This window comes from Paenibacillus taichungensis (assembly GCF_003287275.1).
Lineage (GTDB): Bacteria > Bacillota > Bacilli > Paenibacillales > Paenibacillaceae > Paenibacillus > Paenibacillus taichungensis_A.
Map to the genome: position 1 here is coordinate 389,347 of NZ_QEVW01000005.1, position 22,095 is coordinate 411,441.

Consider the following 22,095-nt stretch of genomic DNA (forward strand, 5'->3'; position numbering starts at 1 on the left):
TCTGTCCTCTACGTTTCTCGTGTGAACGTTAGTTCAATAAAAGTAAACAGGGGGAATCTAGGGATAAATGCGATGCGCATGCTTCTGATGTAACTTCTTTCAGAAAGCTTCTAGATCTACTTCTTCAAGCTAATTCTGCCCACTGCGTTTGGAGTAAACTGTTGATCCACTGACCAAAATTTAAAAATATAAAAACCGCCGGGTGATGGAAGTATCCATTTACCCGGCGGTTCGTTCTGACTATAATTTATTCTGATTTCCAAATTACATTTTCACCATAGTTTTTACCCCAGTTATACATCGCATGCAGCACGGGCATCAGGCTCTGTCCGTGATCCGTCAACGTATATTCCACACGAGGAGGTACTTCTGCATACACCTTGCGCTCAATTAGCTTGTCTTCCTCCAGCTCACGCAACTGGTTGGTCAGCATCTTTTGAGTAATATGAGGAATCAATCGCTTCAATTCACTGAAACGTTTGGTGCCTTCAAGACCCAGATGCCATAAAATAATCAGTTTCCATTTGCCGCCAATCACAGCAAGGGTCAATTCTTTCTCACAGTTGATCTCTTTCAAATTGATGCGTTCCTTGACTTCGGCTGCCATGGCTCCGAGCCCCCTTTTCTTTCGCTTAATCTTATATCGCTAAAATGCATTTCGCATATCACAAGAACACTCCGCAACAGGAGAACTTGCCGCTCCCTTGTATCATATAACGGGTTCATTGGTTCGATACAGCTTGTATATATTCTACTACAGCACGACCCTGATGTTAAGCAAACCCAGAATTAGACTACAGGCAACGATCGCAGAAAAGACCGGAACTCCCACTTGTTTTAGGGAATTCCGGTCATCCAGCTATAAGTTGAACTAATGAATATTTACACTGGCCACTCCGATGACAGAACAATCTTCCGATCGCTGTTATGCCCAGATTTTTTATCCTCTTTATCAAAAGTGAAAATTTGGTCATAAAGGCGAACGCGTATGCTTCCGATGTAGCTTTCTTTCAGAAAGCTTTTAGCTCCGCTTCTCCAGCTTATTTCTGTCCTCTACGTTGTTGTGTAAATGTTTAGTTCAACTTATATATTCTACTTCTTCAAGTTAATGACATATGGTCTATTCCAGGTTGGCATGACGTCCAAACATGTCTGCTCCAGTCATACTTTTCATTTCCATCATGGTCAGCACCAGTGCATCCATGCTCAGCAGCAGCCCCTGTTCAAACAGGGAGCCCATCGGCTGAATGGTCACTTCGGCTCCGGAGGTCGCTGTATCCTCTTTGGCAGAGGCCGGAAGACGAACCACGGTATCTGCCAGCTGTCCAATGGTGGACTCTGGTTTAATTGTGATCAGACCCACAGGAGCTCCTGCTTTACTGGCCTTCTGAGCCATTGCTGCCAGACTGCCTGTCTCCCCTGAGCCTGAGCATAACAAGAGGAAGTCTTTCGGACTGATCCCTGGTGTAACGGTCTCCCCAACTACATATACCCGAAGACCCATCTGCATCAATCTCATGGCAAAAGCCTTGCCCATCAGACCGGACCGGCCTGCGCCTGCCACAAAAACCTGTTCGGCAGCCAGAATATGTTCCGCCATGGCCTGCATCTCCGAGTCGTCGATCTGGCTTAGGGTACGTTCCAGCTCCTTCAAGATGTCCACTGCGTATTGCACTGTGCTCATATGTCTTACCCTTGTTGAACCAGACGCTGCATCTCAGCTGCTACTTTGGCTTTGTCTGCTTGGCCCGTAATACCGCCACCCACAATCACCAGATCCGGTTGTGCTTTGATCACTTCAGGCAATGTTTCCAGCTTGATGCCACCAGCTACAGCTGTTTTTGCGTTTTTCACGGCTTGTTTGATCGTTTGCAGATCTTCGAACGGGCTTTGTCCTTCAGCTTGCAGGTCATAACCTGTGTGTACACAGATGTAATCTACGCCAAGCGAATCAACTTCACGAGCACGCTGTTCAAGGTTAGGCACGTTGATCATGTCCACAAGAACTTGTTTGTTTTGTTTCTTCGCTTCTGCTACTGCACCTTTGATCGTACTATCATTGGTTGCCCCAAGCACAGTGATCAGATCCGCACCAGCTTCAGCTGCTTTCATGATTTCATAACCACCAGCATCCATAATTTTAAGGTCTGCAAGAACTTGCAGATTAGGGAATGCTTCTTTCATCGCTTTTACCGCGTGCAAACCTTCATTAATAACGATTGGCGTACCAATCTCAACGATATCAATATATTGTTCAACCTCTTTAACCAGTGCGATACCTTCAGGGATGTTTACCAAGTCGAGTGCCAATTGCAATTTCATCATTTATGTCTCCTTTGTTGTTTGAGTATGAGTATATCCTGTAAAGGATGTTAAAATATTTAGCCTGCACCGTTCAGCCAGTTCAGATGCATGCAATGTTTGTCGTGGCTACTCATTCATTGTAGAACCTGACTATCCGTTCAGGAAGTACGCACTTTGAAGTCAGGTAGTTACCTGCACGATACTATTGATTTAATTACATTGTTATACGAACCGAAATCTTGGAAATAAGTTTTATTCACAATCCACACATGAGGATACCAGCCAATTCCTGTGCTCTTCTCATCAAAAAAGACCCCGCCACAAGGACAGGGTCTTTCCAAAGGTTCAGGTCAACAATATTATACATATTGATCCCGTAACTAATTCAAACCTCTCGGTTAATGCTTCAAATCCTGGATTTACAGATAAACAGGTTTCACACATACCGGCTTGGATACACCTGTGCTGTGACCTGTGTATTTCAGACGTCCGCTCTCCTGATCCACTGTAAAGGAAACGATATTGTTGGTATCGCGGTTAGCTGCAATCAGCATTTTGCCATTCGGCGTCAAAGCAAAGTGACGTGGGTGTTCACCTTCAGCAGATACATGCTCAACCAGTTTCAGATGTCCTGTTTCAGCGTCTACTGCAAATACCACGATGCTGTCATGCCCGCGGTTCGAACCGTATACGAAACGTCCATCGTTGGATACGGCGATTTCAGCTGTTGTGTTTTCACTGCCGTCATAGCCGTCAGGCAATGTGGATACGGTAGAAACCTCTGTCAATGTACCCGCTGCTGCATCATAACGGAAAGTTGTAATGGAAGAATCTACTTCGTTAATAACATAGGCAAATTGACCATTCGGGTGGAATGCCAGGTGGCGAGGTCCTGCACCCGGATGTGTTTTGGTTTCACTGTGCAGTACGAGTTCATTCTTGTCTGCATCAATGGAGTAGATTGCGATTTTGTCCGCACCCAGATCCTGTACCATCATGTATTTGCCATCCGGGCTGAAGAATGCAGAATGGACGTGTGGCTTGTCCTGACGCTCAGGATGCGCACCTTTGCCTTCATGTTTCTTCTCATCCAGAAGCACGCCAACTTCACCGTTATCCGTCAGGGCTTGCAGACCCACCAGACCACCGTGGTAGCTGGACAGAATCAAGTAACGTCCCGAAGGATCACGTTGGATATGACATGGTGGAGCCGAAATGGAGTCATGACGATTCAGCAATGATAATTTTCCTGTAGAAGGATCAATGCTCAGAGCTACAGCTTCAGACATTTTATTGCCTTCGGCAGACGCCGTCTCACCGATCGCATACAGTTTGTTACCTTCAGTATCCACGTTTACAAACGTTGGATTTTTCACGCCGGAGATGCCATCAAGCTTGGAGAGGTTACCTGTATCCTCATTCAATTCATATGCGTAAATGCCCTCATTTTCCGCTTCGGCATAAGAGCCGACCAATACGAGCAAGCGTTTTGATTCACTCATTACAGTTTCCTCCTCTATGTGTATGTAATCTGGTTGCACCTCTTCTATAATAAATCTGCCATATCAAAATAGCAATCCACCGCCCCTGCGCATCCATCAAAAGAAGTGGTAGTCACATCGCTCATGACGTAAGACAACACCAATATCCATTCCGACAAAGGTCAACTTCTGCTATGATAAAATAGGTTTTTCATCCAGAAAGGACTGAATTCGGTTGTTTAATTCATTTCTGCTTACGTTATATCATGTATTTCTGCCCATATCACTTCCCGTGATCGGAGGCATATTGTTAAAACGGTTCAAAAATTGGGATACTCGGCCGCTGTCGACCTTTTCCCTCTATATTTTGAGCCCTGCGCTTATCTTTGATACACTGCTGCATGCCGATATTACATGGACAGACGTAACCGGCACGTTCTGGTTCTCCATCATCAATCTAATTGCCCTGTGGGCACTGGCTGAACTGCTGAGCCGAGTATTCCATCTTGGGGCAAGCGAAAAAGCGGGACTCACCCTTGTCTCCACGTTTACGAACTGCGTGAATTATGGGCTCCCGCTTGTGTTGCTTGCCTTTGGACAGCTTGGATTGGATAAAGCTTCGGTATATGTCATCGGACAGATGATCATTGTAAACACAGTAGGAATCTTTTTCGCTGCCAGATCTGAATTCACGGTCAAAAATGCGATTCTGTCCGTCTTCCGTATGCCTTCCATCTATACTGCTGCGATAGCTATCATCCTGCGTGCATCCAATCTGAGCTTGCCAGTGGCACTGGATGGAGGTATCTCCATGCTCGCAGCCGGTTACTCCCCTGTCGTACTGGCCATTCTCGGTGCACAGATGCTCAGACCACGTGGTTCGGTCGAACCTTGGAAACCTAACGTTCGCAAAGCGTTCTGGACTGGACTTGTAGTACGGCTTGCCGCAGCACCAGTACTCTCGTATCTGATCCTAACCGCACTTCAGATAGAAGGAACGTTATTCAGTGTGCTGCTGATCTTGGCGTCCATGCCAACCGCAGTGAACGCAGTCATTTTAGCCGAGCAATTCAATGCCTCTCCGCAGTTTGTTTCCCGCTGTATTCTATGGACAACCGCTGCTTCCATGGTCATTCTGCCAATTATGATTGTGATGTCTTCCTGATCAGCACGGAAGCCGAAGTTGGAGACATCGCTGCCTGCTTGCGTTTCTCCAATCGGCGTTCAAAGCGACGGTTGAGTGCTCTGACATAGAAGAACTTGACGACAAAGTAAGAAATCACACCCAGGATGACTCCAAAGACGGACATGCCTGCCAAAATATCCAGACCACCCAGCAAAAGTTCACTTAGCGCGGACCAGTTGCCACGAAACAGCTCCATAAAGGCACTCTCATGAACAAGCCCTTGCCCCATGCTGTGCGCCGGCAATATCCAGGAACCAATTTGCTTGGCAAGTGGCATCAATATGATGGGCAGGAACGTTAGCTTGCCGACCACGTTGCCCACAATAGCCGCTGGCAGTGAGCCACCGGACAAACGTACAATCGGATAGAACACGAGATATACCAGTGATGCTGTGGAAATAACAATCAGTTCCAACCCAAAACCCAAAGCAAATCCGGTAGATACTTTATGTGCCCCGCCGGGAGCACGTAACAATTTGAGAAAATTTAGCTTCAAAGCACGTGTTAAACGTGCAAAACGTGAGTTTTTGCTTTTCCGTAGGTTCATACCGAACTTCCCCTTATCTTACACAAATGACGGCTCAAACCGCCTATTCTTCAGTATATCATACCGCGTTAACGTCTGCTGTTATAATCACTGGATGTGTCTCGATGGCGACGTTTCCTGCTACCGCTCTGGAGATCATGCAGGACTCTTCTGCTTTATGTGCCAGGCGCTCTGCCTTCGTAATATCAGCACCAGATGCATTCGCTTTGAGTACAATGCGAGGTCTGTGAATGATCCGTTCGTACGTAAATACGTTATTGGTAACATCCACCGTCGCTTCCGACTCCAGCGTCAGCGCATCAAGTGTAATATCCGATCGCTCCAGCATTGCTGCCAGCGTAATCAGATAACAGGTAGATGCTGCACCCAGCAGCATTTCATCCGGATTGGTTCCAGTACCCGGGCCACCCATCTCCTGCGGAATCGAAATGACTGTTTTTAACCCGCCTGCATCAATATGCCCTTCGCTGTTACGTCCACCATTCCAAGTAGCTTTCAGATGAAAAGGATGTTTCATTATATTCACTCCTTTCTAATTAGACACGGACACATGTTATGGACTGTTCATTCAGTACACTAACCTGTTCTTCAGCTAAGCCTAGATCAGTTATTACTTTTGCCACACTGCTGAGTTCCGCCACTCTTGTAAAAGCCTGCACACCAAACTTGCTCGAATCCGCCAGCAATATAACTTCATCCGCTATGCTGATCATCTTCTGTTTCACCAGCGCCTGCAATTCATTCGACTCACTGATGCCCTTGGTCAGATGTACTCCTTTGCAGGATAAGAAAACTTTATCCACATGATAAGCATCAAGCGACCGTTCAGCTAGCGGCCCTACAAACGATAGGGACTTCGAAGCAAGCTGCCCACCTGTCGCAATTACACGGATCTGTTCCTTGTTACTTAACTCCGCTGCGACCTTAATGGAGTTGGTCAACACGGTGAGTGGTATGTTTGGCAGTCCTGCCGCCATATACCACGCCGTTGTACTGGCATCCAGCGCTATCCGGTCACCAGGCTCTACCATTTTCACCGCTTCGTCCGCAATTCTGCGTTTCTCTTCCGCATGAGTTACAGCCCGCTCCGGATAAGGGATTTCCGACTGCCCCTCTTCTTTATATTTTACGCTGACAGCCCCGCCATGGGAACGTCTGAGCCTTCCCGCTTGCTCCAGCTTGTCCAGATCACGACGGATCGTCTCTTCCGTCACACCGCAGCGCTCACTAAGCTCGGTTACGCGCATGCTTCCCTGCGCATCTACCCATTCCACAATTTTCTCATAACGTTCAGCCACGAGCATCTTCATTCACTCCAAACTGTTGATTATCCAAGATGAATCCTGTTCATCCCATCATACCACAGTGCCTCCGGAAGGAGAATTTCATCGAGAGCGCAGAGGGTGCAAAAAAGAGGGAGCTTACGCTCCCTCCATTTCGAATGAAATTGTGTCTTATTTATCGTCAGCCATAGGGAACCAGCCCGGTGTGTGAATGATTGCATTCCACAGACCGTCAGGGATAACCAGACGTTCTTGATCCGATTTGGTGAGAATCGTCTCGATATCTTCCTCACGTCCACTTTCGATTTTCTCAACCCAATCAGGTTCGATAATCAGCTCACGGCCAAGCGCAAGCAGTGGCACACCACTTTGAAGAGCTTCGGCTGCCTCGTCTGCGGTATGGATGGCACCTACGCCAATCACAGGCAGTTTACCATTCACGCGGTCAAGGATGAATTCAATTCTGGAGCGAGTATCTGCTTCACCTCGTCTTGGTTTGGACCAGAAATCATTGAGGGATACATGCAGGTAATCCAGATTTTTATCTTTCAGCGCATCCACCAGTGCATATGTCTCTTCCATGGTCAATCCCGGTGTTTCCGGCTCTTCTGGTGAGAAACGGTATCCAACGATAAACGGCATTTTCGTATGTGTAGCTACAGCCTTCCGGACTTCATCCACTACAGCCAGTGGGAATGTGAGACGTTTCTCGATGCTTCCACCCCAACGATCCTCACGTCGGTTGGAATGCGGAGAGAAGAACTGTTGAATCAGATAACCGTTTGCACCATGAATCTCAACACCGTCGAAGCCAGCTTCAATGGCACGACGGGTTGCTTCCCCAAAGTCCTTGATGATGGACGTAATTTCGTCATCAGACAACTCTCTTGGTACAGGAGATCCCGGACGCTCACTGGCAACAGCGCTTGGCGCAGCGACTTGACCCGCTGGTACCGCTTGTTCTGGTGTCAGACGACCTGCATGGAAAATTTGCAGTACGGCTTTGGAACCTTGCTGCTTAATCGTATCGGCCAGACGTTTCAGACCGGGAATAAAGCTATCGTCATAACTGCCAAATTGAGCCGGAAAACCAATTCCATTCGGAGTTACATGAGTTACTGCTGTAACAGACATACCCGCACCGCCGGTACGACGTGCATAATAAGCAAGTTCAGCTTCTGAGACAGTACCATCTGGATTCGAGGACATATGAGTCATTGGAGCGAGCACGATCCGGTTTTTCAGCGTAATTCCGCTTGGCAATGAAACTTGTTCAAACATTGGGCTATACTTTGGATTCATTCGTGGTTCCCTCCTGTTTAAATATCTCTTTTAATAGATATATGAATATATGCGTTTACTTACTGTAATGATTATAGTTACGTTTCACTCACATTGCAACTTTTCATTTTTCACCCCTATCCATGCCATGCTTAAAGGCTCGATGCTCCATTCACTTTCCGCCTTTTGTCCATTACACTTGTTTTTTCGGTCTCAATCCAAAAAGGCGGAGTGTCCTACGACTCTCCGCCTCATAAAACTGGTTGCTTAGCTTAGAAACTGCGTACATATGCCAGCTTCTGGTCCATTTCTTCCACGCATTCATAGCAGTCATGCTCATCATTGGCTACCATCGGAGTAACTGGATACAGATTCATCTCTGTACTGTTGTAGGATTTCAACAACGGCAGCAGCTGTGTCACGCGTGTGTTCGCTGGATCCAGCCAGGTATTAATCTCTTCTTCCGACAAAATCGCCGGCATTTTGCTGCCAAACTCCCGTGTAACCATGTTCGCCCCCGCCATCAGCATCGTACAGGTACGCAGTGGCTGTTTGCGGGTATCTTTCCAGACCTCGTATAATCCGGCAATGCCAAATAATCCGCGATCCGGCATAACCACTCGCACTGCATAGCTTTTCTTGCCTTCCTGACGCCAGTAATACAAACCATTGCACGGGATAACACAACGCTTCGTCTCTACCAGCTTGTAATAGGCTGGATTCTCATGTACCGTCATAAGGTTGGCGTTGACTGCATCGCGTCCCCAGAACGGAATGAATCCCCATCGGAATTCGTCCAATACCCGCTCACCATCCTGATGCAAAATAATCGGTGTGTGCTGGGTTGGGCTGATATTGTAACGGTTTTTGTAATAATACATCACCCGTTCAATCTTAAAATGATCCCTGACCTCATCCAAATCGGCTGCCAATGAAAAACGGTTACACATGCTCAGGCACTTCCTTTCCCTGCTTGAAATGATTTGATTGTATTGTTTGTAATAGCAGGGAAATTATGCATGCTTGCATAGAAAGCATCAGTAACCGTGTGAAATCTTCCTATTTCCCACTGCCTGAGCTATAGAGAAGCCTGAATTGCTGCGGGGTCATCCCGATATTCGTTCGAAACATGCGAATAAAATAACTGCTGTGTGTAAATCCGCACTGGGAAGCAATTTGTTTTACGGATAGTTCCGAGTTTACGAGCATTCTCTTCGATACCAGAATGCGGCATTCCAGCAGATACCTGCCGGGCGGAACACCCATGATACTTTTGAACATGCGATTAAAATAATACACGCTGTACCCTGCTGTATCCGCCATTTCAGCAAGACTTAGCGGTTGTGTGCAGTGACGACGAATATAATCGGCTGTTGAGCGGATTGTATCCTGATGGTTCAGTAATGACGTCCCTTCAATTGACTCCGAATTCCGTGCCAGTTCAACTAGCAACTCATACAGTACCGCCGACAACTTCGGTTCATGTACACTCTCATAACCTTCACCGAGCTGGCATAATTGTTCATGCAGCTCCTCGAAACGGTCCTCTCCAGAGAATGAAAAGAGCCACACTTTATCCGGATTCCGCAAGCCCAGCAGCCGCTTCAGATCGTGGGCTTGCAGATGAATCCATCTGATATCCCATGGATCAGATGGGTCGGCATAATACTGCTGTGCTTGTCCTGGCGCATATAGAAAACCTTGTCCAGCCGTTAATCGGACGTTGCCCTGCTCGGTTCTCACTTCACCCTGTCCGTTAAAAACCAGATGCAAATTATACTCCCGTATTCCGTTTGGACGATATTCCCTGTGCTCTGGATCGAGATATCTTCCGTAGGCTACCGGATAACATGTATACCCTGCATACCCGGGCTCCGGCATAAACCAATGGTTTCGCATGTGTTCTTCCTCCAAAAATAGCAAGATCATGATACCCTATCGCAACATGTTATTATATTCCCCTATCATTATCCATTATAAAATGAAATAGACTCGATGCTCATCCACAAGATGATGATAGTGGAGTCATTAAGCACTGGCTTGAGCGTGCATGAAAATCATTTTGTTCCAGACCAAAGGAGAGTAACATACATGAACCAAAACCGACCTATTCAAATGGGTGTTGATTATTATCCTGAACATTGGGACCCTAATCTGTGGGAGCAGGATGCCCGATTAATGGCCGATAGTGGTGTACGTATTGTACGAGTGGGTGAATTTGCCTGGAGCCGAATGGAGCCTGCCGATGGACAATTCGATTGGACATGGCTTGATCAGGCGCTCGATATCCTTCATCGCAATGGGCTTCAGGTGGTGATCGGTACACCAACGATGACACCACCACGCTGGCTCACTGAAAAGTGTCCTGATATTCTGCCAGTCTTGGCAAGTGGACAGTTATACCATGAAGGAGTCCGCGGCCACCGGTGTTATAACAGTCCGAGCATGCGAACGTACAGTGCACGAATTGTTCAGAAGCTCAGCGAGCGATATGCAGGACATCCGGCTGTGATTGGATGGCAGACTGATAATGAATTCAGTTTCACGGATTGCCAGTGTAATGCTTGTTCAGAGGCTTTTCGCGAGTGGGTTCGTGCCCGTTACATTACACTAGGGCAGCTCAACCAGGCTTGGGGTACTGTTGTCTGGAGTGGAGAATACAGCGATTGGGAACAGGTGACGCCACCCTATGGCGGCTCTCCATTTCAGAATCCTTCGTTCCTGCTGGACTATTCCCGTTTTCAGTCGGATTCCATTGTGGCTTTTCAAAGCATCCAAATCGAGATCATTCGGCATAACTGTCCCGATCATTTTGTCACTCATAATTTTCACAGTTATCCGCAAAAGGCAGATCAATATAAAATCGGTCAGGATCTGGATTTCGCTTCTTTTGATTACTATCCCAACCCTTCACCTAACAAAACGGACACCGCACCTTATAGTGGCGCTTTGTCATTAGATCTGACACGAGGCATCAAACGCCGCAATTTCTGGATTATGGAGCAGCTTAGCGGACCTCCGGGTTGCTGGTTTCCAATGTGGCGTACACCCCAGCCCGGCTTCTTGCGTGCTTACTCATGGCAGACTATTGCCCGTGGAGCGGATGCTGTCGTGCATTTCCGCTGGCGCAGTGCCACTATAGGAGCAGAACAGTTCTGGCATGGACTGATTGATCACAGCAATGTTCCAGGGCGACGGTTCAAGGAGTTTCAGCAACTGTGTACCGAAGTGAACCGCCTGAGTGAACGCCTGCAAGGCTCTACATTGCAGAACGAAGTCGCCATCCTGCATTCACACGATCAGCTAAACGCTCTACGAATTCAGCCACAGGCGAAAGGACTGGAGTACTACGAAAATATAAAAGTATGGCATCGTGCCCTGACCAAATGGGGAATCAGTACTGATGTTATCCATTCCTCGGAAGCGCTCGATGGCTACAAAATCATCATCGCTCCGCACTTGTATCTGCTGGACGAGAACACCGCGGAACGCCTGCAAGCTTTTGCAGCGGATGGTGGCATATTGGTCTTAACGCATCGCACCGGTGTCAAAAACGATAACAACGTCTGTGTCATGGCGCCACTTCCAGGTATGTTATCTGCTTGCTCTGGCGTACGTGTAACCGAATATGATCCCGTCGGTGATGACCAAATTCAGATTCGGGATGAAAAGGGCAACACATATGCTGCCTCACTATGGGCTGATGTGTTGGAGCTGGACACGGCACAGCCGATTGCGGTTTATGCGGATCAATTTTATGCCGAAAGTGCGGCTGTCACCCAAAACAACTGGGGTAAAGGTACTGTCTATTATGTGGCGACCCAACCGGATGAAGCTTATCTGAGCCAGTTATTGCGAACCATCGCTGAACAATGCGGCCTGACCGGGATTCAATCCCTGCCAGACGGTGTCCAGGTGACAACCCGCTCAGGACCGAATGGAACGTTTCGTTTTATCCTGAACTTAAGTCCTGAATCTGTCTCCATTCCGTTACAATCCTCATATAAGAGTGCACTGGACGGAAATATTAAAGGCACTCATTTGGAACTTGGCCCCTATGATATCGAGATCTTGGAGATACAATAACAAGTAGCTTCTATGCAGCTAAAAAAATGAAAAGGCCCGGGTATGCACATTAAGTGCCCCGGGCTTTAGGTTAATTATCAGAAACAGCTAACTCATTGTGTTTGCTTATTCATTTTGATAATCCATTCAGCCAGATCCTGTGTCTGTTTCAGGAGAGCAATCGGGTCACGGAACCAGGACTGCTCTTCCGTCCATATGTATACTCTTCCATTTTTGACAGCAGGTAATGAACCCCAGACAGGGTCTGCTTGTAAATCTTTAAGCTTTGATTTACTGGTCAGTACAATATAATCCCCAGCGTATTTGGAAAGCAGCTCAATTGAGAATTCATGATACGCCCCTTGCATTAACTCGGCAGGTATGGCTGCAGGTGCTTGCAGACCAAGCAACTCGTAGATGTTACGCCCGCCACGACCCGATTGATTACCAAATATAAATACTTGGCGATCATACTCTTGCATCACGGAGAATGTAGTATCTGCCGGAACGACATCTTTCACTTCCTGTTTTATTTTAGCAATCTCTTGATCGAATTCCGCCAGCCATTGCTTCGCCTCAGCTTCTTTGTCAAGTACTTCACCAAAATAGTTGACCTCATCCTTCAACGTTGGGAATGTAATGGATGCGACAGAGACGGTAGGTGCAATCTTGCTGTATTTTTCAAAAGCCCCCTTGTCCGGATTCAATGTAATAATAAGATCTGGTTCCAGCTCCATCAGCTGTTCAATGGAATCACCGATCGTTTCAAGTCCATCCAGATGCCCTTCCAGATAAGGGCTATTCATGAGAAATTGTCCTCCAGCAATGGGTTTGACACCAAGGGCAAGGACTGTTCCCAAATAATCAATTGCAGCGACTCGCTCTGGATGTGCAGGAATCTCTACCTCTCCAAAGGTGGTATTTACGGTTTTCGTTTCCGCAATTGCAGGTTGTTCGGTTTCAGTTGATGGTTCCGGCGATCCTGTCCCTTGTCCGGTTGTTCCACAAGCACTTAATGTAAGTACAAACACAAGTGACATGATGGCTGATCTTAATTGGTTAAACATGTTGATTTCCTCATCTCCATTATATTGATAATGATTATCATCATCAATTAAAGGATAACGTTCTGTTTCTTCCGATACAATGGATTCATTTGTTGCATTTACTGTACTTTTTGAAACTCTATTCATGTCTTCTCGCTGCTTCAAACGATACTGTCCTGGTGTAATTCCCATCTCTTTCTTGAACATGCGATTAAAATAAAAGGGGTCCGGATAACCCACATACGTTGCAATCTCTTGTAATGAAGCCTCCGTAGCAGAGAGTAGAGCCCTTGCTTCTCCAATCCTTAACCGGATCAAATATTCGGTCGGCGTAGCACCAATCTGTTCTTTGAACTTGCGCGACACATATTGCGGGCTGTAATTCAAAGACTGAGCGAGTGAATCAAGCGAGATCGATTCACGAAAATGCGTTGTGATATAGCGTAAAACCTGATCCGTTAACGAGAGCTGCTCACCTTCATTTTGCATCCGAATCTGCTGATTCAATACAAGCTGTATCAGTTGAAAGAAGTACCCTTTCACCTGAATTTTGCCCAGTTGATCCTGTCCATTCCAGCAATCATGTATATTCTGAACAAGTTCATGCAACTGTAGTGTATTATCTGGCTCTATTCCCCACGATCGCTCGAAGGGATTGTTCTGTAACAGCATCATTCGGTAGTCCAGAAGAACGTTCGAGGGCAGTGTTGATTTATAGAAAATCAGATATGCCTCAATAACTCCGGTTGCTTCAAGCGCCATCCGCCTTCCTTTGCCTCCGTGCACTAACAGAAATCTGCCTGTAGACCATACTTCGTTATCTAACCAGATCTGTCCCCTGCCATTCACATACACAAACGCACTGGTTGGTAAGATATAATTTTGAAAATTTTCGTTTGTTGTTAATGATATAAGACGGACATCAAGCACGCGTACCTGAACCTGATCCCACAGCTTGATATCCTCCTGAATCCCCATATAGACTCCCTTTCCTAAGCGATGGAACACGCCCAATGGTCAACAATTGTGACAAAGAACCCACCTATAATTGATAATGATTATCAATTATAGCAATGTTGGTTATAACTTTGAAGTCCGTTTTCATTTTGGAGCTTATAAAAAAACAAAAAACCGTCGAAATCCCCCTATGGGAGATCTCAACGATTTTGCTGCTTCGTCTATAATTACAATTTGATAAAATCAGCCATGGAACGAACCTGGATGACCCCCGCCTTGGAGACAGCACCATCAGACACTTGCATATCCTCTCTAGATGTAAACTTGACCTTCACCGGAATGCCAGGAATGAGGTCGAAGAAATTGTCCGAGAACACCCCTTCTGCCTCAGTAGAAATCCATACTTGTTTTGCAAGCACATCACTTTCCAGAACCAGATGCACGCCATCATTCTCGGTAACTTCGGTTACTTTAATTTGTGCGGGTTGCAGTGCAATGTCCTTGGATGGTGCAAAATAATGCTCCTGTGCGATGTCGGCTGCTCCATCCTGCTTCAGATCAATACGCAGCAATGTTGTTGCAGCATCGCGGCCTTCCAGCCATTCCGCCTGGCTCAATGACAGCACCTGTTGACCAGAGTTGGATGCCAGAGCGACTTCATGCTCTTCCTCACGATATACTGTGCCATCAAAGCCAATCAGGCGTACCTTGAGTTTGCCTTTCACAGGTTCAAGCTGATCCGAGATTAGATAAATATCCGTCACATCTTCCTTGGTACCATCTACCGATACCAAGATATCGCTGAAGCTGCGTTTCGCGTAATATTGCAATGCTTTCCAGCGTCCAAAGTAATCCATCCCCGCCCATGAAGCCACCGGCCAGCAGTCGTTCATCTGCCAGTAGAGCGTTCCCATACAGAACGGTTTGCGACGACGGTGGGCCTCAATGGCTGTTTTCATCGCCTCAGCCTGAAGCACTTGGCTCATATAGAGGAAGGATGGGAAATCCTTCGGTTCATGCATGTACATATCCATGTATTGTTTGATCAGACGATTACCTGCTCCGTTCTTCTGATGCGCCAGCATGACTTCAGACTCCAATGCCAGATCCTTTTCCTCCGCATACTTGCGAACCGAATCATACTCAGGGAAGGACTGGAAGCCATACTCACTCATGAAGCGTCCAACATGAACGTTGTAGTTCTCAAAGGGCTCCACATTATGCCACACACCCCAATAGTGGATATCCCCTTCTGATGTGGATGGGTGAGCATGCTGTTTCTCGTCTCCCGACAGTGATACCAGTGGTGAAGAAGGCCAATAATCCACACCAGGAGCATAGGCTTCAACCACTTCCGGCAAAAGATCATGGAAAATAGCTTCGTAATCCGCCCAAATGCGTTCTTTTTGCTCCGCGTTGTAATCTTTTTTCCAGCCCCAGCCGCCATCCTCAATGTAATGTGCCCACGCTGAATCAATCTCGTTATTACCACACCACAGCACGATGCTTGGATGATTACGCAGACGTTTCACATTATCGATCGCCTCATGCTTCACACTGTTCAGGAAAGCCTCGTCTCCAGGATACATGCTGCAAGCAAACATAAAGTCCTGCCATACGAGCAAACCATATTCGTCACACAACTCGTAGAATACGTCTTCTTCATAGAAGCCACCACCCCATACACGGAGCATATTCATGTTCGACTCGGCAGCAGATACAATCTCATGCAGATAGCGCTCACGTGTCACTTCTGTTATGAAACTGTCGTTGGGAATGTGGTTGGCCCCTTTGGCAAAAACAGCAACTCCGTTTAACTCAAAATAAAAGGATGCTCCCGCTTCATCTTTGTCCCGAACCAGACGAATGGAACGAATACCCGTTTTGACTGTGGACTCGGCCACAGCCTGTTCGCCCTGAATCACATCCGTATGGAAAGAATACATATGCGGGTCACCCAATCCACGGCTCCACCATAGCTTCGGCTCAACAATAGAGATTGGAACTTCCACAGTCTGTACGCCTGGTTTCAGAGTTACTGCCTGCTCCCAGCTCTGTTCATCCGTTCCGATTCGAATGATTGCTTCTATGGATTGCGAAGTCTCTACTTCCACGATTGCTGTGAGGGAAGCGGAAGAAGCGGTTACTTCATTTTGTTGAATGAATACATCATTAATTCGTACGTCCGTCCAGCCTTCAAGGCGTGCTTCACGCCAGATTCCGCTGGTTACAAAACGTGGACCCCAGTCCCAACCATAGTGATACGGGGCTTTCCGTGCAAAAATACTCACTCTTTTGTCCCCTAGTCCCCCCACGTCAGATTGATCATTCGATGCAGGCAGAGCATATCCGAGCTTCTCCAACTTCGGCAGATCTTCATTGATCGGCGAACGAAAACGTATTCGGAGAACGTTGCCACTTGCCTTTACAACAGATTTCACATCGACTGTCCACACCCGGAACATATTGTCTGCCGACAACACATGTTGTTCATTCACGTAAACATCGGCATATGTATCCAGACCATCAAAGACCAGCTCCAGATGCTGCTGGGACAGCAATGCTTCATTCACATCAAATTCCGTGCGATACTCCCAGTCTTTCTTATCGACCCATTGAATTTCCTTTTCGTTAGTTCCATAGAAAGGGTCCGGTATTTTACCCAGTTTCAGCAAATCCGTATGCACACAGCCGGGTACGTGAGCCGGCATCCATTCCTGTTCCTCACAAGCCTTGAACGTCCAATTCTGAAAAGTCTGCGTTTGTATTTTGCTCATGACAGCCTCCGTTATCATTGAAGTAGTTTTAGAAAAACACTTTGTTAGGCTTTGTTATCATAAAAATAAATAACTTACAAAACAAAATTAACACGTTATACTCAATTCAGTCAATCTGTTTTGTGGATTATTTAAAAAAACATATCAGATAACAAAAAAAGACATGAAGCCCGATCTCTCCATGTCTTTTCACCCCAAGTTTATAGTGTAATGACGGGGTTATTATTAACATTTCTAAATTCACGTTCATTAGCTTCACGTTAAAATAGCGTTGAACTCATCACGAATAATTAATTCCGAATAGATCAGCTTTCTTTCAAAAGGCCCGTCCGGATGTTCCATACGCCACAATAACTGGTCCACCGCACGTCTGCCCATATTCTCCTTATCGATATGCACCGTAGCAAGAATAGGCTCTTCTGTACGGGTATTATCGAATCCGGTTACTGCACAGCGCTCCGGCACCTCAATGCCCCTGCTTTGGAGTGCACCAATCACAACAGCCGCCATGTGGTCGTTGGCACATACCATCACTTCTGGGATATCCTCCATCTTCATGGCGACAATCGATTCTCGAATGTGATCCAGATCAGGACCCAGCAATTCTGCCTGCTGCGAAACTTGCAGCTGCATCTCTTCCAATACCGAACGATAACCGAGCCATCGCTCTCTGAAACTGGCTGCATCAGGCAATTCACCAGCAAACTGTAGCCGTCTGTAGCCCTTTCCAACGAGCATCAGCACCAGTTCCTGCATGCATTTCATATTATCTGTAAATATCGTGTCTCCATGAATTGCCGGGTCTTCATGATCAACCATCACAAGTGGAATGTGCAGTCGATAAATCTCAAGCAATACGGATGTGGAGATGGAACCTACGGTAATAATTCCGCTGATGGCTTCGGGATTCAACACCGAAAACATACGATCCGAGGAAGGTTCCGTCAAGGTTAGGATATCCATGCCCTTCTCATTCAAGCGTGCAGATATTCCGTCAAAGATAGGACCCCAGTACAGGGAGGAACGATTCTGCGAACGAATGTTAGGAAACAAGATCAGAATAGTCCCCTGTCTATCTATCTTCATCTCCTGTTCAGCAGGGTTTTCCACCAGATATCGTTTCGGTTCAGCTTTGAAATATCCGAGCTGTCCTGCCGTCCTGACAATCATCTCCCGGGTATGTTCACTGACACCAGGTTTACCGGTCAACGCACGAGAGACTGCGAATTTGGATACCCCCGCAGCATCGGCAATTTGCTGCATGGTTACTCTTTTGGCCATCCTTCTCACCCGTTTTTCCTTTATTTTTCATTTAGTGTAGCATAAAAAGAGAGATTCAACAAAACAAGTTATGAAAATTTTCGTTTTGTTAGGTTGAGGATTTGTTATGGATTCTGAAACTTCCCCGGATAAATAATAAAAAAAGTTCCGCCACCAGCTTCACAATGAAGTTAATGGAAGAACTCTTGCTTTATTTCCAAATTATACGCCCGGTGCTCCCTGATCTCCCAGTTCGGTCTGTATTGCCGTCCGCTTTCTTCGCCAGAATACCGGATAAGGGATTCTGATCTCTGTAATCAGAACACCAATGAGCATCAGTGCTGCCCCCGCATACCCTTGCAATGTAAGGGACTCTCCTTGAAAGGTAAACGCAAATGCTGCTGCAAACAGTGGTTCAAGCGAAAAGATCAGACTTGTTCGCGTTGGTGAAGCATGCCGCTGGGCCAGAGTCTGCAAAATGTAACCAATGCCGCTGCACAGTACTCCCAGACCCAGAATGGCCGCCCAGGATTGAGGTGTGTCAGGTAAACGTGGCGTCTCCAGAAGAAATGTAGCAGCCAGCCCCCACAGGGCTGCAACGCCCAGTTGAACCGTCCCCAAGGTTAGCGGATCATGTTTCGGCGTATACTTGCCAGCAATCATAATGTAGATCGCGTACATTAATGCTGCGAGAATGCAAAGGATATCCCCCATATGCAGACTAAGCTCATGTTGAAGTGTCAACAACGCGAGCCCAATTACCGCCACAAGAATACTTATCGTTAACCGCAAGTCTGGCATTCGCCGATGCAGAATTGTCGTCAGGATGGGCACAAAGATCACTGCCAAACTGATCAAAAATCCTGCCTGGGAAGCCGTTGTGCGCTGTACTCCATAAGTGATAAATACAAAGGCTGCGAATAACGCCGTTCCCATAATAACCCCTGCTGCAAGCGTTCCTCGATCCATTCTGAACAGTCGCCGATGGAAAAGGACAGCTGCCGCGATAAAGGCAATTCCAAACCGGAAAGCGACCAGATTCAATTCCTGCATGGACTCCAGTCCTGATTTCATAAACAGATAGGATGATCCCCATATTACCGTTGCAAGCAGCATCTGCAAATCTGCTCTTCTTGATGCCTGACCTTGTGGTGCACGTACTCCGTTCATCTTGCTTCTACCTTCATTCTATGTATTTTAATCTATCCAAGGCTCTGTCGAACTAACTCGCCTTGGCAAGTATAAACGATCTCTTTGCATTATAAAAATGAATATTTATAATAGAACATATGAAATAAACTCATGTATTAAATGAAGAGAGGAACGAAATCTTTCATGTCATTGGTCAAATACGAAATTTTGAATGCCGTAGTGGAATACGGCAGCCTCACCAAAGCAGCAGAAGCATTGAATATTACCCAATCAGCGGTCAGTCATGCCATCGCCAGTCTGGAGACCGAGTGTGGTTTTTCGCTGCTGAATCGCGGCCGCTCCGGTGTACGACTTACTGCCGAAGGGGAACGGATTCTGGGCTATACTCGTGAAATTCTGCGTTGGACCGAACTGATGAACCAGGAGATTTCATTGATTCGCGGCGCCGAGATTGGAACCGTTCGTATTGGCACATTCGCCAGTGTATCCACGCAGTGGCTGCCTGGCATCCTGAAGCAATTTCGCCTCGGTCATCCCGGAATCGAAATTAAGCTGTGGGAAGGGGACTACGCAGAAATTGAAGGCTGGCTGGCTGGAGGTGCCATCGATCTTGGCTTTCTGTCCCTTGGCGACTCTTCGCCTTTTGAGACGATTCCATTACAAAAAGACAGGATGATGTGCATCCTGCCTCTGGAACATCCGCTCGCTACGGAGAAGTCTGTCTCATTTGATGTACTGCTGGAACAGCCCTTTATTTTGCCTAAATGGGGCGGTGATAACGAAATCGAACGGTTAATTCGGCAGCATGCAGCCAAATTGAATGTCGTCTATGAAGTCGCCGAAGATCAGGCCATCATGGCAATGGTTCGAAACGGTCTTGGTATCAGTCTTTTACCTGCAATGGTTCTTCAACACCATACGAATGAGCTCGCTCTTGTTCCACTCACAGGAGATCCTTATCGTACCATTGGCATCGCTTGCCCATCTCTCACCAATCTGTCCCCCGCTTCCCGTCGGTTCATTGAAGCGGTACAGGAATGGCTAACCCCATCGTTGTAATTGGTCCTCCGTTGACTCAAGCTATTCCCATACTCGATCCAGTTGATCTGCATAGAAACGGATGGCTCTGCTGTAGTCGTTTATTCCCTTATCCTTTGATGTATCGGCCAGTTGTACAAGCAGCCGTCTCATAGCCTCCGCATGCTCGCCCAGATTGTAGAGCACCATAGCAAGAAAAACTTCAAATTCCCGGTTCTCCGGGAATTCACTTAACCCCTTTTCAAACCAGGCCTTCGCCTGCTCGTACTGCCCCAGAGTCCGATACGTGCTGCCAAGTCCAAGTATGGCACCTGTCCTGTCCTCAACCGGAAGCCCAAGACCTAGAGCCTTCTCATAATGGGGTACCGCTTCAAGCTCCAGTCCAAGTGAATCATAAGCCCAAGCGAGCTGGTACCAAACCTGCGCATTGTCCGGTTCCTGTAATGCCAATTCCTGCAGCAGCTCTATCGCCTCCTGCATTTTCCCCTCCGTCCTCAAGAGGATAGCCTGCTGTAAATCATTCATCTACTCCACTTCCCATTCTTCCAAAATCATTTTCCATAGTATAATTATAGCAAAAAAGCACCCCTAGAAGTATGGCCGGAACAACCAGAGGTTGTCCAAGTCTATTCTACAGCGTGCTTTTTTCATAAGATGTCTGCTACTTTGGCATCTTCATGTTCGAACATTTCACAAAAATGATGAAACGCTTAGGACCAGGTTGTGTTTACCACCATTACAATGAATACAACCATGAGATAATTGACAGAGATCAGAAAGTTAACTTTTGCCCATTTCTCATTATCCTGAGTTTTCAATCCGCTTAGTGTATGAACCAACCAGATCAGACCACCAATGGCGGATACGAGCAGAAACACAAGTCCAACGTAGTTGTAGTAATACAACAGAAATACAGCAGGAAGCAACAGAAACACGTAAGGAATCATCTGCACCTTTGTACGCTTCACACCTTTGACTACCGGCAACAGTGGGAAACCGGCTGCACGATATTCTTCCACTCTGCGAATCCCGAGTGACCAGAAGTGAGGTGGCTGCCACAGGAATAACAGCGCAAACAGCAACCAGGCACCTGCATCAATCTGATTGGTTACCGCACAATAACCGATTACAGGCGGCATCGCCCCCGCAATTCCACCCAATGACGTACTCCAGGTCGAGCTGCGTTTCAGCCACATCGTGTAGATCACGATATAAGCAAACCATCCAAGGAGTGCCATCCAACCGGATAACGGATTGACCAGGAAGTACAGCAGCACAAAACCAACCACACCAAGAACAATTCCATACCCCAATACAAACTTGGGTTTAAGATGATTGATGTAATCAATCCGTTTTTTGGTACGCTCCATCTTCTGATCCAATTCACGATCCCAGTAGTTGTTAATGACACAAGCCGAAGCGATGACCAAGGTTGATCCAATCAACACCATGAGCAGAGATATCCACGAGATATCCCATTTTGAAGCGACCCAGAACCCTACCGCTACCGCAAACACATTCAGCCGCAAAAGTCCGGGTTTCGTTAACGCAATCATGTCTTTAAGCATGAGAAGCCTCCTGAACTATGTAAAAACACCATTCCTATAATGATACATGTACATACCATGAATTACAATCTCCTTCATGAATTTGTCATAACCAAAAAGCATCCCTGCCGGTTCAATGGAACCGGAGGAATGCTTAACCGTTGCATTCTG

19 protein-coding genes are annotated in these 22,095 nt (G+C 46.8%); 3 read left to right on the plus strand and 16 right to left on the minus strand.

The window, feature by feature from the left end; all coding sequences use genetic code 11:
• Positions 1-247 precede the first annotated feature (247 nt).
• The 4 genes from DC345_RS06830 to DC345_RS06845 all read right to left on the minus strand — a co-directional run bounded on the left by DC345_RS06830 (position 248) and on the right by DC345_RS06845 (position 3,806).
• Positions 248-607: a winged helix-turn-helix transcriptional regulator gene (locus tag DC345_RS06830; protein ID WP_076289676.1), complete on the minus strand. Its 360-nt coding sequence runs from the start codon at positions 605-607 to the stop codon at positions 248-250.
• Between the two features lie 513 nt (positions 608-1,120).
• Positions 1,121-1,684 (minus strand): 6-phospho-3-hexuloisomerase, encoded by a 564-nt coding sequence (gene hxlB, locus DC345_RS06835; RefSeq protein WP_113052466.1) that lies wholly within the window; start codon positions 1,682-1,684, stop codon positions 1,121-1,123.
• A 5-nt stretch (positions 1,685-1,689) separates the two neighbouring features.
• A complete protein-coding gene (gene hxlA / locus DC345_RS06840) occupies positions 1,690-2,322 on the minus strand; it encodes a 3-hexulose-6-phosphate synthase (protein WP_063563327.1) in 633 nt (210 codons plus the stop codon).
• Between the two features lie 401 nt (positions 2,323-2,723).
• A complete protein-coding gene (locus DC345_RS06845; protein WP_113052467.1) occupies positions 2,724-3,806 on the minus strand; it encodes a lactonase family protein in 1,083 nt (360 codons plus the stop codon).
• A gap of 214 nt (positions 3,807-4,020) precedes the next feature.
• Here DC345_RS06845 and DC345_RS06850 point away from each other — a divergent pair, with 214 nt between their 5' ends.
• Positions 4,021-4,950 (plus strand): AEC family transporter, encoded by a 930-nt coding sequence (locus tag DC345_RS06850; RefSeq protein WP_113052468.1) that lies wholly within the window; start codon positions 4,021-4,023, stop codon positions 4,948-4,950.
• Here DC345_RS06850 and DC345_RS06855 read toward each other — a convergent pair.
• From DC345_RS06855 to DC345_RS06880, 6 genes are all read right to left on the minus strand, one after another.
• On the minus strand, positions 4,928-5,518 hold the full coding sequence (locus DC345_RS06855; RefSeq protein ID WP_113052469.1) for a DUF2062 domain-containing protein: 591 nt from the start codon (positions 5,516-5,518) through the stop codon (positions 4,928-4,930). The two genes, DC345_RS06850 and DC345_RS06855, sit on opposite strands and share 23 nt — an antisense overlap.
• A gap of 58 nt (positions 5,519-5,576) precedes the next feature.
• Positions 5,577-6,035, minus strand: a complete 459-nt coding sequence (locus tag DC345_RS06860; RefSeq protein WP_113052470.1) for an OsmC family protein — start codon at positions 6,033-6,035, stop codon at positions 5,577-5,579.
• 19 nt (positions 6,036-6,054) lie between these two features.
• A complete protein-coding gene (locus tag DC345_RS06865) occupies positions 6,055-6,822 on the minus strand; it encodes a DeoR/GlpR family DNA-binding transcription regulator (RefSeq protein WP_113052471.1) in 768 nt (255 codons plus the stop codon).
• 150 nt (positions 6,823-6,972) lie between these two features.
• Entirely contained in the window at positions 6,973-8,103 is a 1,131-nt protein-coding gene (locus DC345_RS06870) for an NADH-dependent flavin oxidoreductase (RefSeq protein WP_113052472.1), read from the minus strand.
• 251 nt (positions 8,104-8,354) lie between these two features.
• On the minus strand, positions 8,355-9,032 hold the full coding sequence (locus DC345_RS06875; RefSeq protein ID WP_024632055.1) for an SOS response-associated peptidase: 678 nt from the start codon (positions 9,030-9,032) through the stop codon (positions 8,355-8,357).
• Positions 9,033-9,141: 109 nt separating this feature from the next.
• Positions 9,142-9,981 carry an AraC family transcriptional regulator gene (locus DC345_RS06880; protein ID WP_181586516.1) on the minus strand — a complete coding sequence of 280 codons (840 nt, stop codon included), beginning with the start codon at positions 9,979-9,981 and terminating at the stop codon, positions 9,142-9,144.
• 192 nt (positions 9,982-10,173) lie between these two features.
• Between DC345_RS06880 and DC345_RS06885 the strand changes: the two genes are divergently transcribed.
• On the plus strand, positions 10,174-12,168 hold the full coding sequence (locus tag DC345_RS06885; RefSeq protein WP_113052474.1) for a beta-galactosidase: 1,995 nt from the start codon (positions 10,174-10,176) through the stop codon (positions 12,166-12,168).
• Positions 12,169-12,260: 92 nt separating this feature from the next.
• Here the strand turns inward: DC345_RS06885 and DC345_RS06890 are convergent, their stop codons facing one another.
• The 4 genes from DC345_RS06890 to DC345_RS06905 form a co-directional block, all read right to left on the minus strand.
• Complete coding sequence (locus DC345_RS06890; protein WP_113052475.1) at positions 12,261-14,171, minus strand: AraC family transcriptional regulator; 1,911 nt, start codon at positions 14,169-14,171, stop codon at positions 12,261-12,263.
• Between the two features lie 206 nt (positions 14,172-14,377).
• Positions 14,378-16,927: a beta-mannosidase gene (locus DC345_RS06895; protein ID WP_113052476.1), complete on the minus strand. Its 2,550-nt coding sequence runs from the start codon at positions 16,925-16,927 to the stop codon at positions 14,378-14,380.
• 255 nt (positions 16,928-17,182) lie between these two features.
• Positions 17,183-18,208 (minus strand): LacI family DNA-binding transcriptional regulator, encoded by a 1,026-nt coding sequence (locus DC345_RS06900; protein WP_113052477.1) that lies wholly within the window; start codon positions 18,206-18,208, stop codon positions 17,183-17,185.
• 201 nt (positions 18,209-18,409) lie between these two features.
• Positions 18,410-19,357: a DMT family transporter gene (locus DC345_RS06905; protein ID WP_113052478.1), complete on the minus strand. Its 948-nt coding sequence runs from the start codon at positions 19,355-19,357 to the stop codon at positions 18,410-18,412.
• A gap of 165 nt (positions 19,358-19,522) precedes the next feature.
• On the opposite strand from DC345_RS06905, the gene DC345_RS06910 reads away from it, so the two are divergent.
• A complete protein-coding gene (locus tag DC345_RS06910) occupies positions 19,523-20,398 on the plus strand; it encodes a LysR family transcriptional regulator (RefSeq protein ID WP_113052479.1) in 876 nt (291 codons plus the stop codon).
• A 21-nt stretch (positions 20,399-20,419) separates the two neighbouring features.
• On the opposite strand, the gene DC345_RS06915 is transcribed toward DC345_RS06910, so the two are convergent.
• Both DC345_RS06915 and cyoE read right to left on the minus strand, forming a co-directional pair.
• Entirely contained in the window at positions 20,420-20,902 is a 483-nt protein-coding gene (locus DC345_RS06915) for a tetratricopeptide repeat protein (protein ID WP_113052480.1), read from the minus strand.
• A 185-nt stretch (positions 20,903-21,087) separates the two neighbouring features.
• Entirely contained in the window at positions 21,088-21,945 is an 858-nt protein-coding gene (gene cyoE / locus DC345_RS06920) for a heme o synthase (protein ID WP_113052481.1), read from the minus strand.
• Positions 21,946-22,095: the final 150 nt, after the last annotated feature.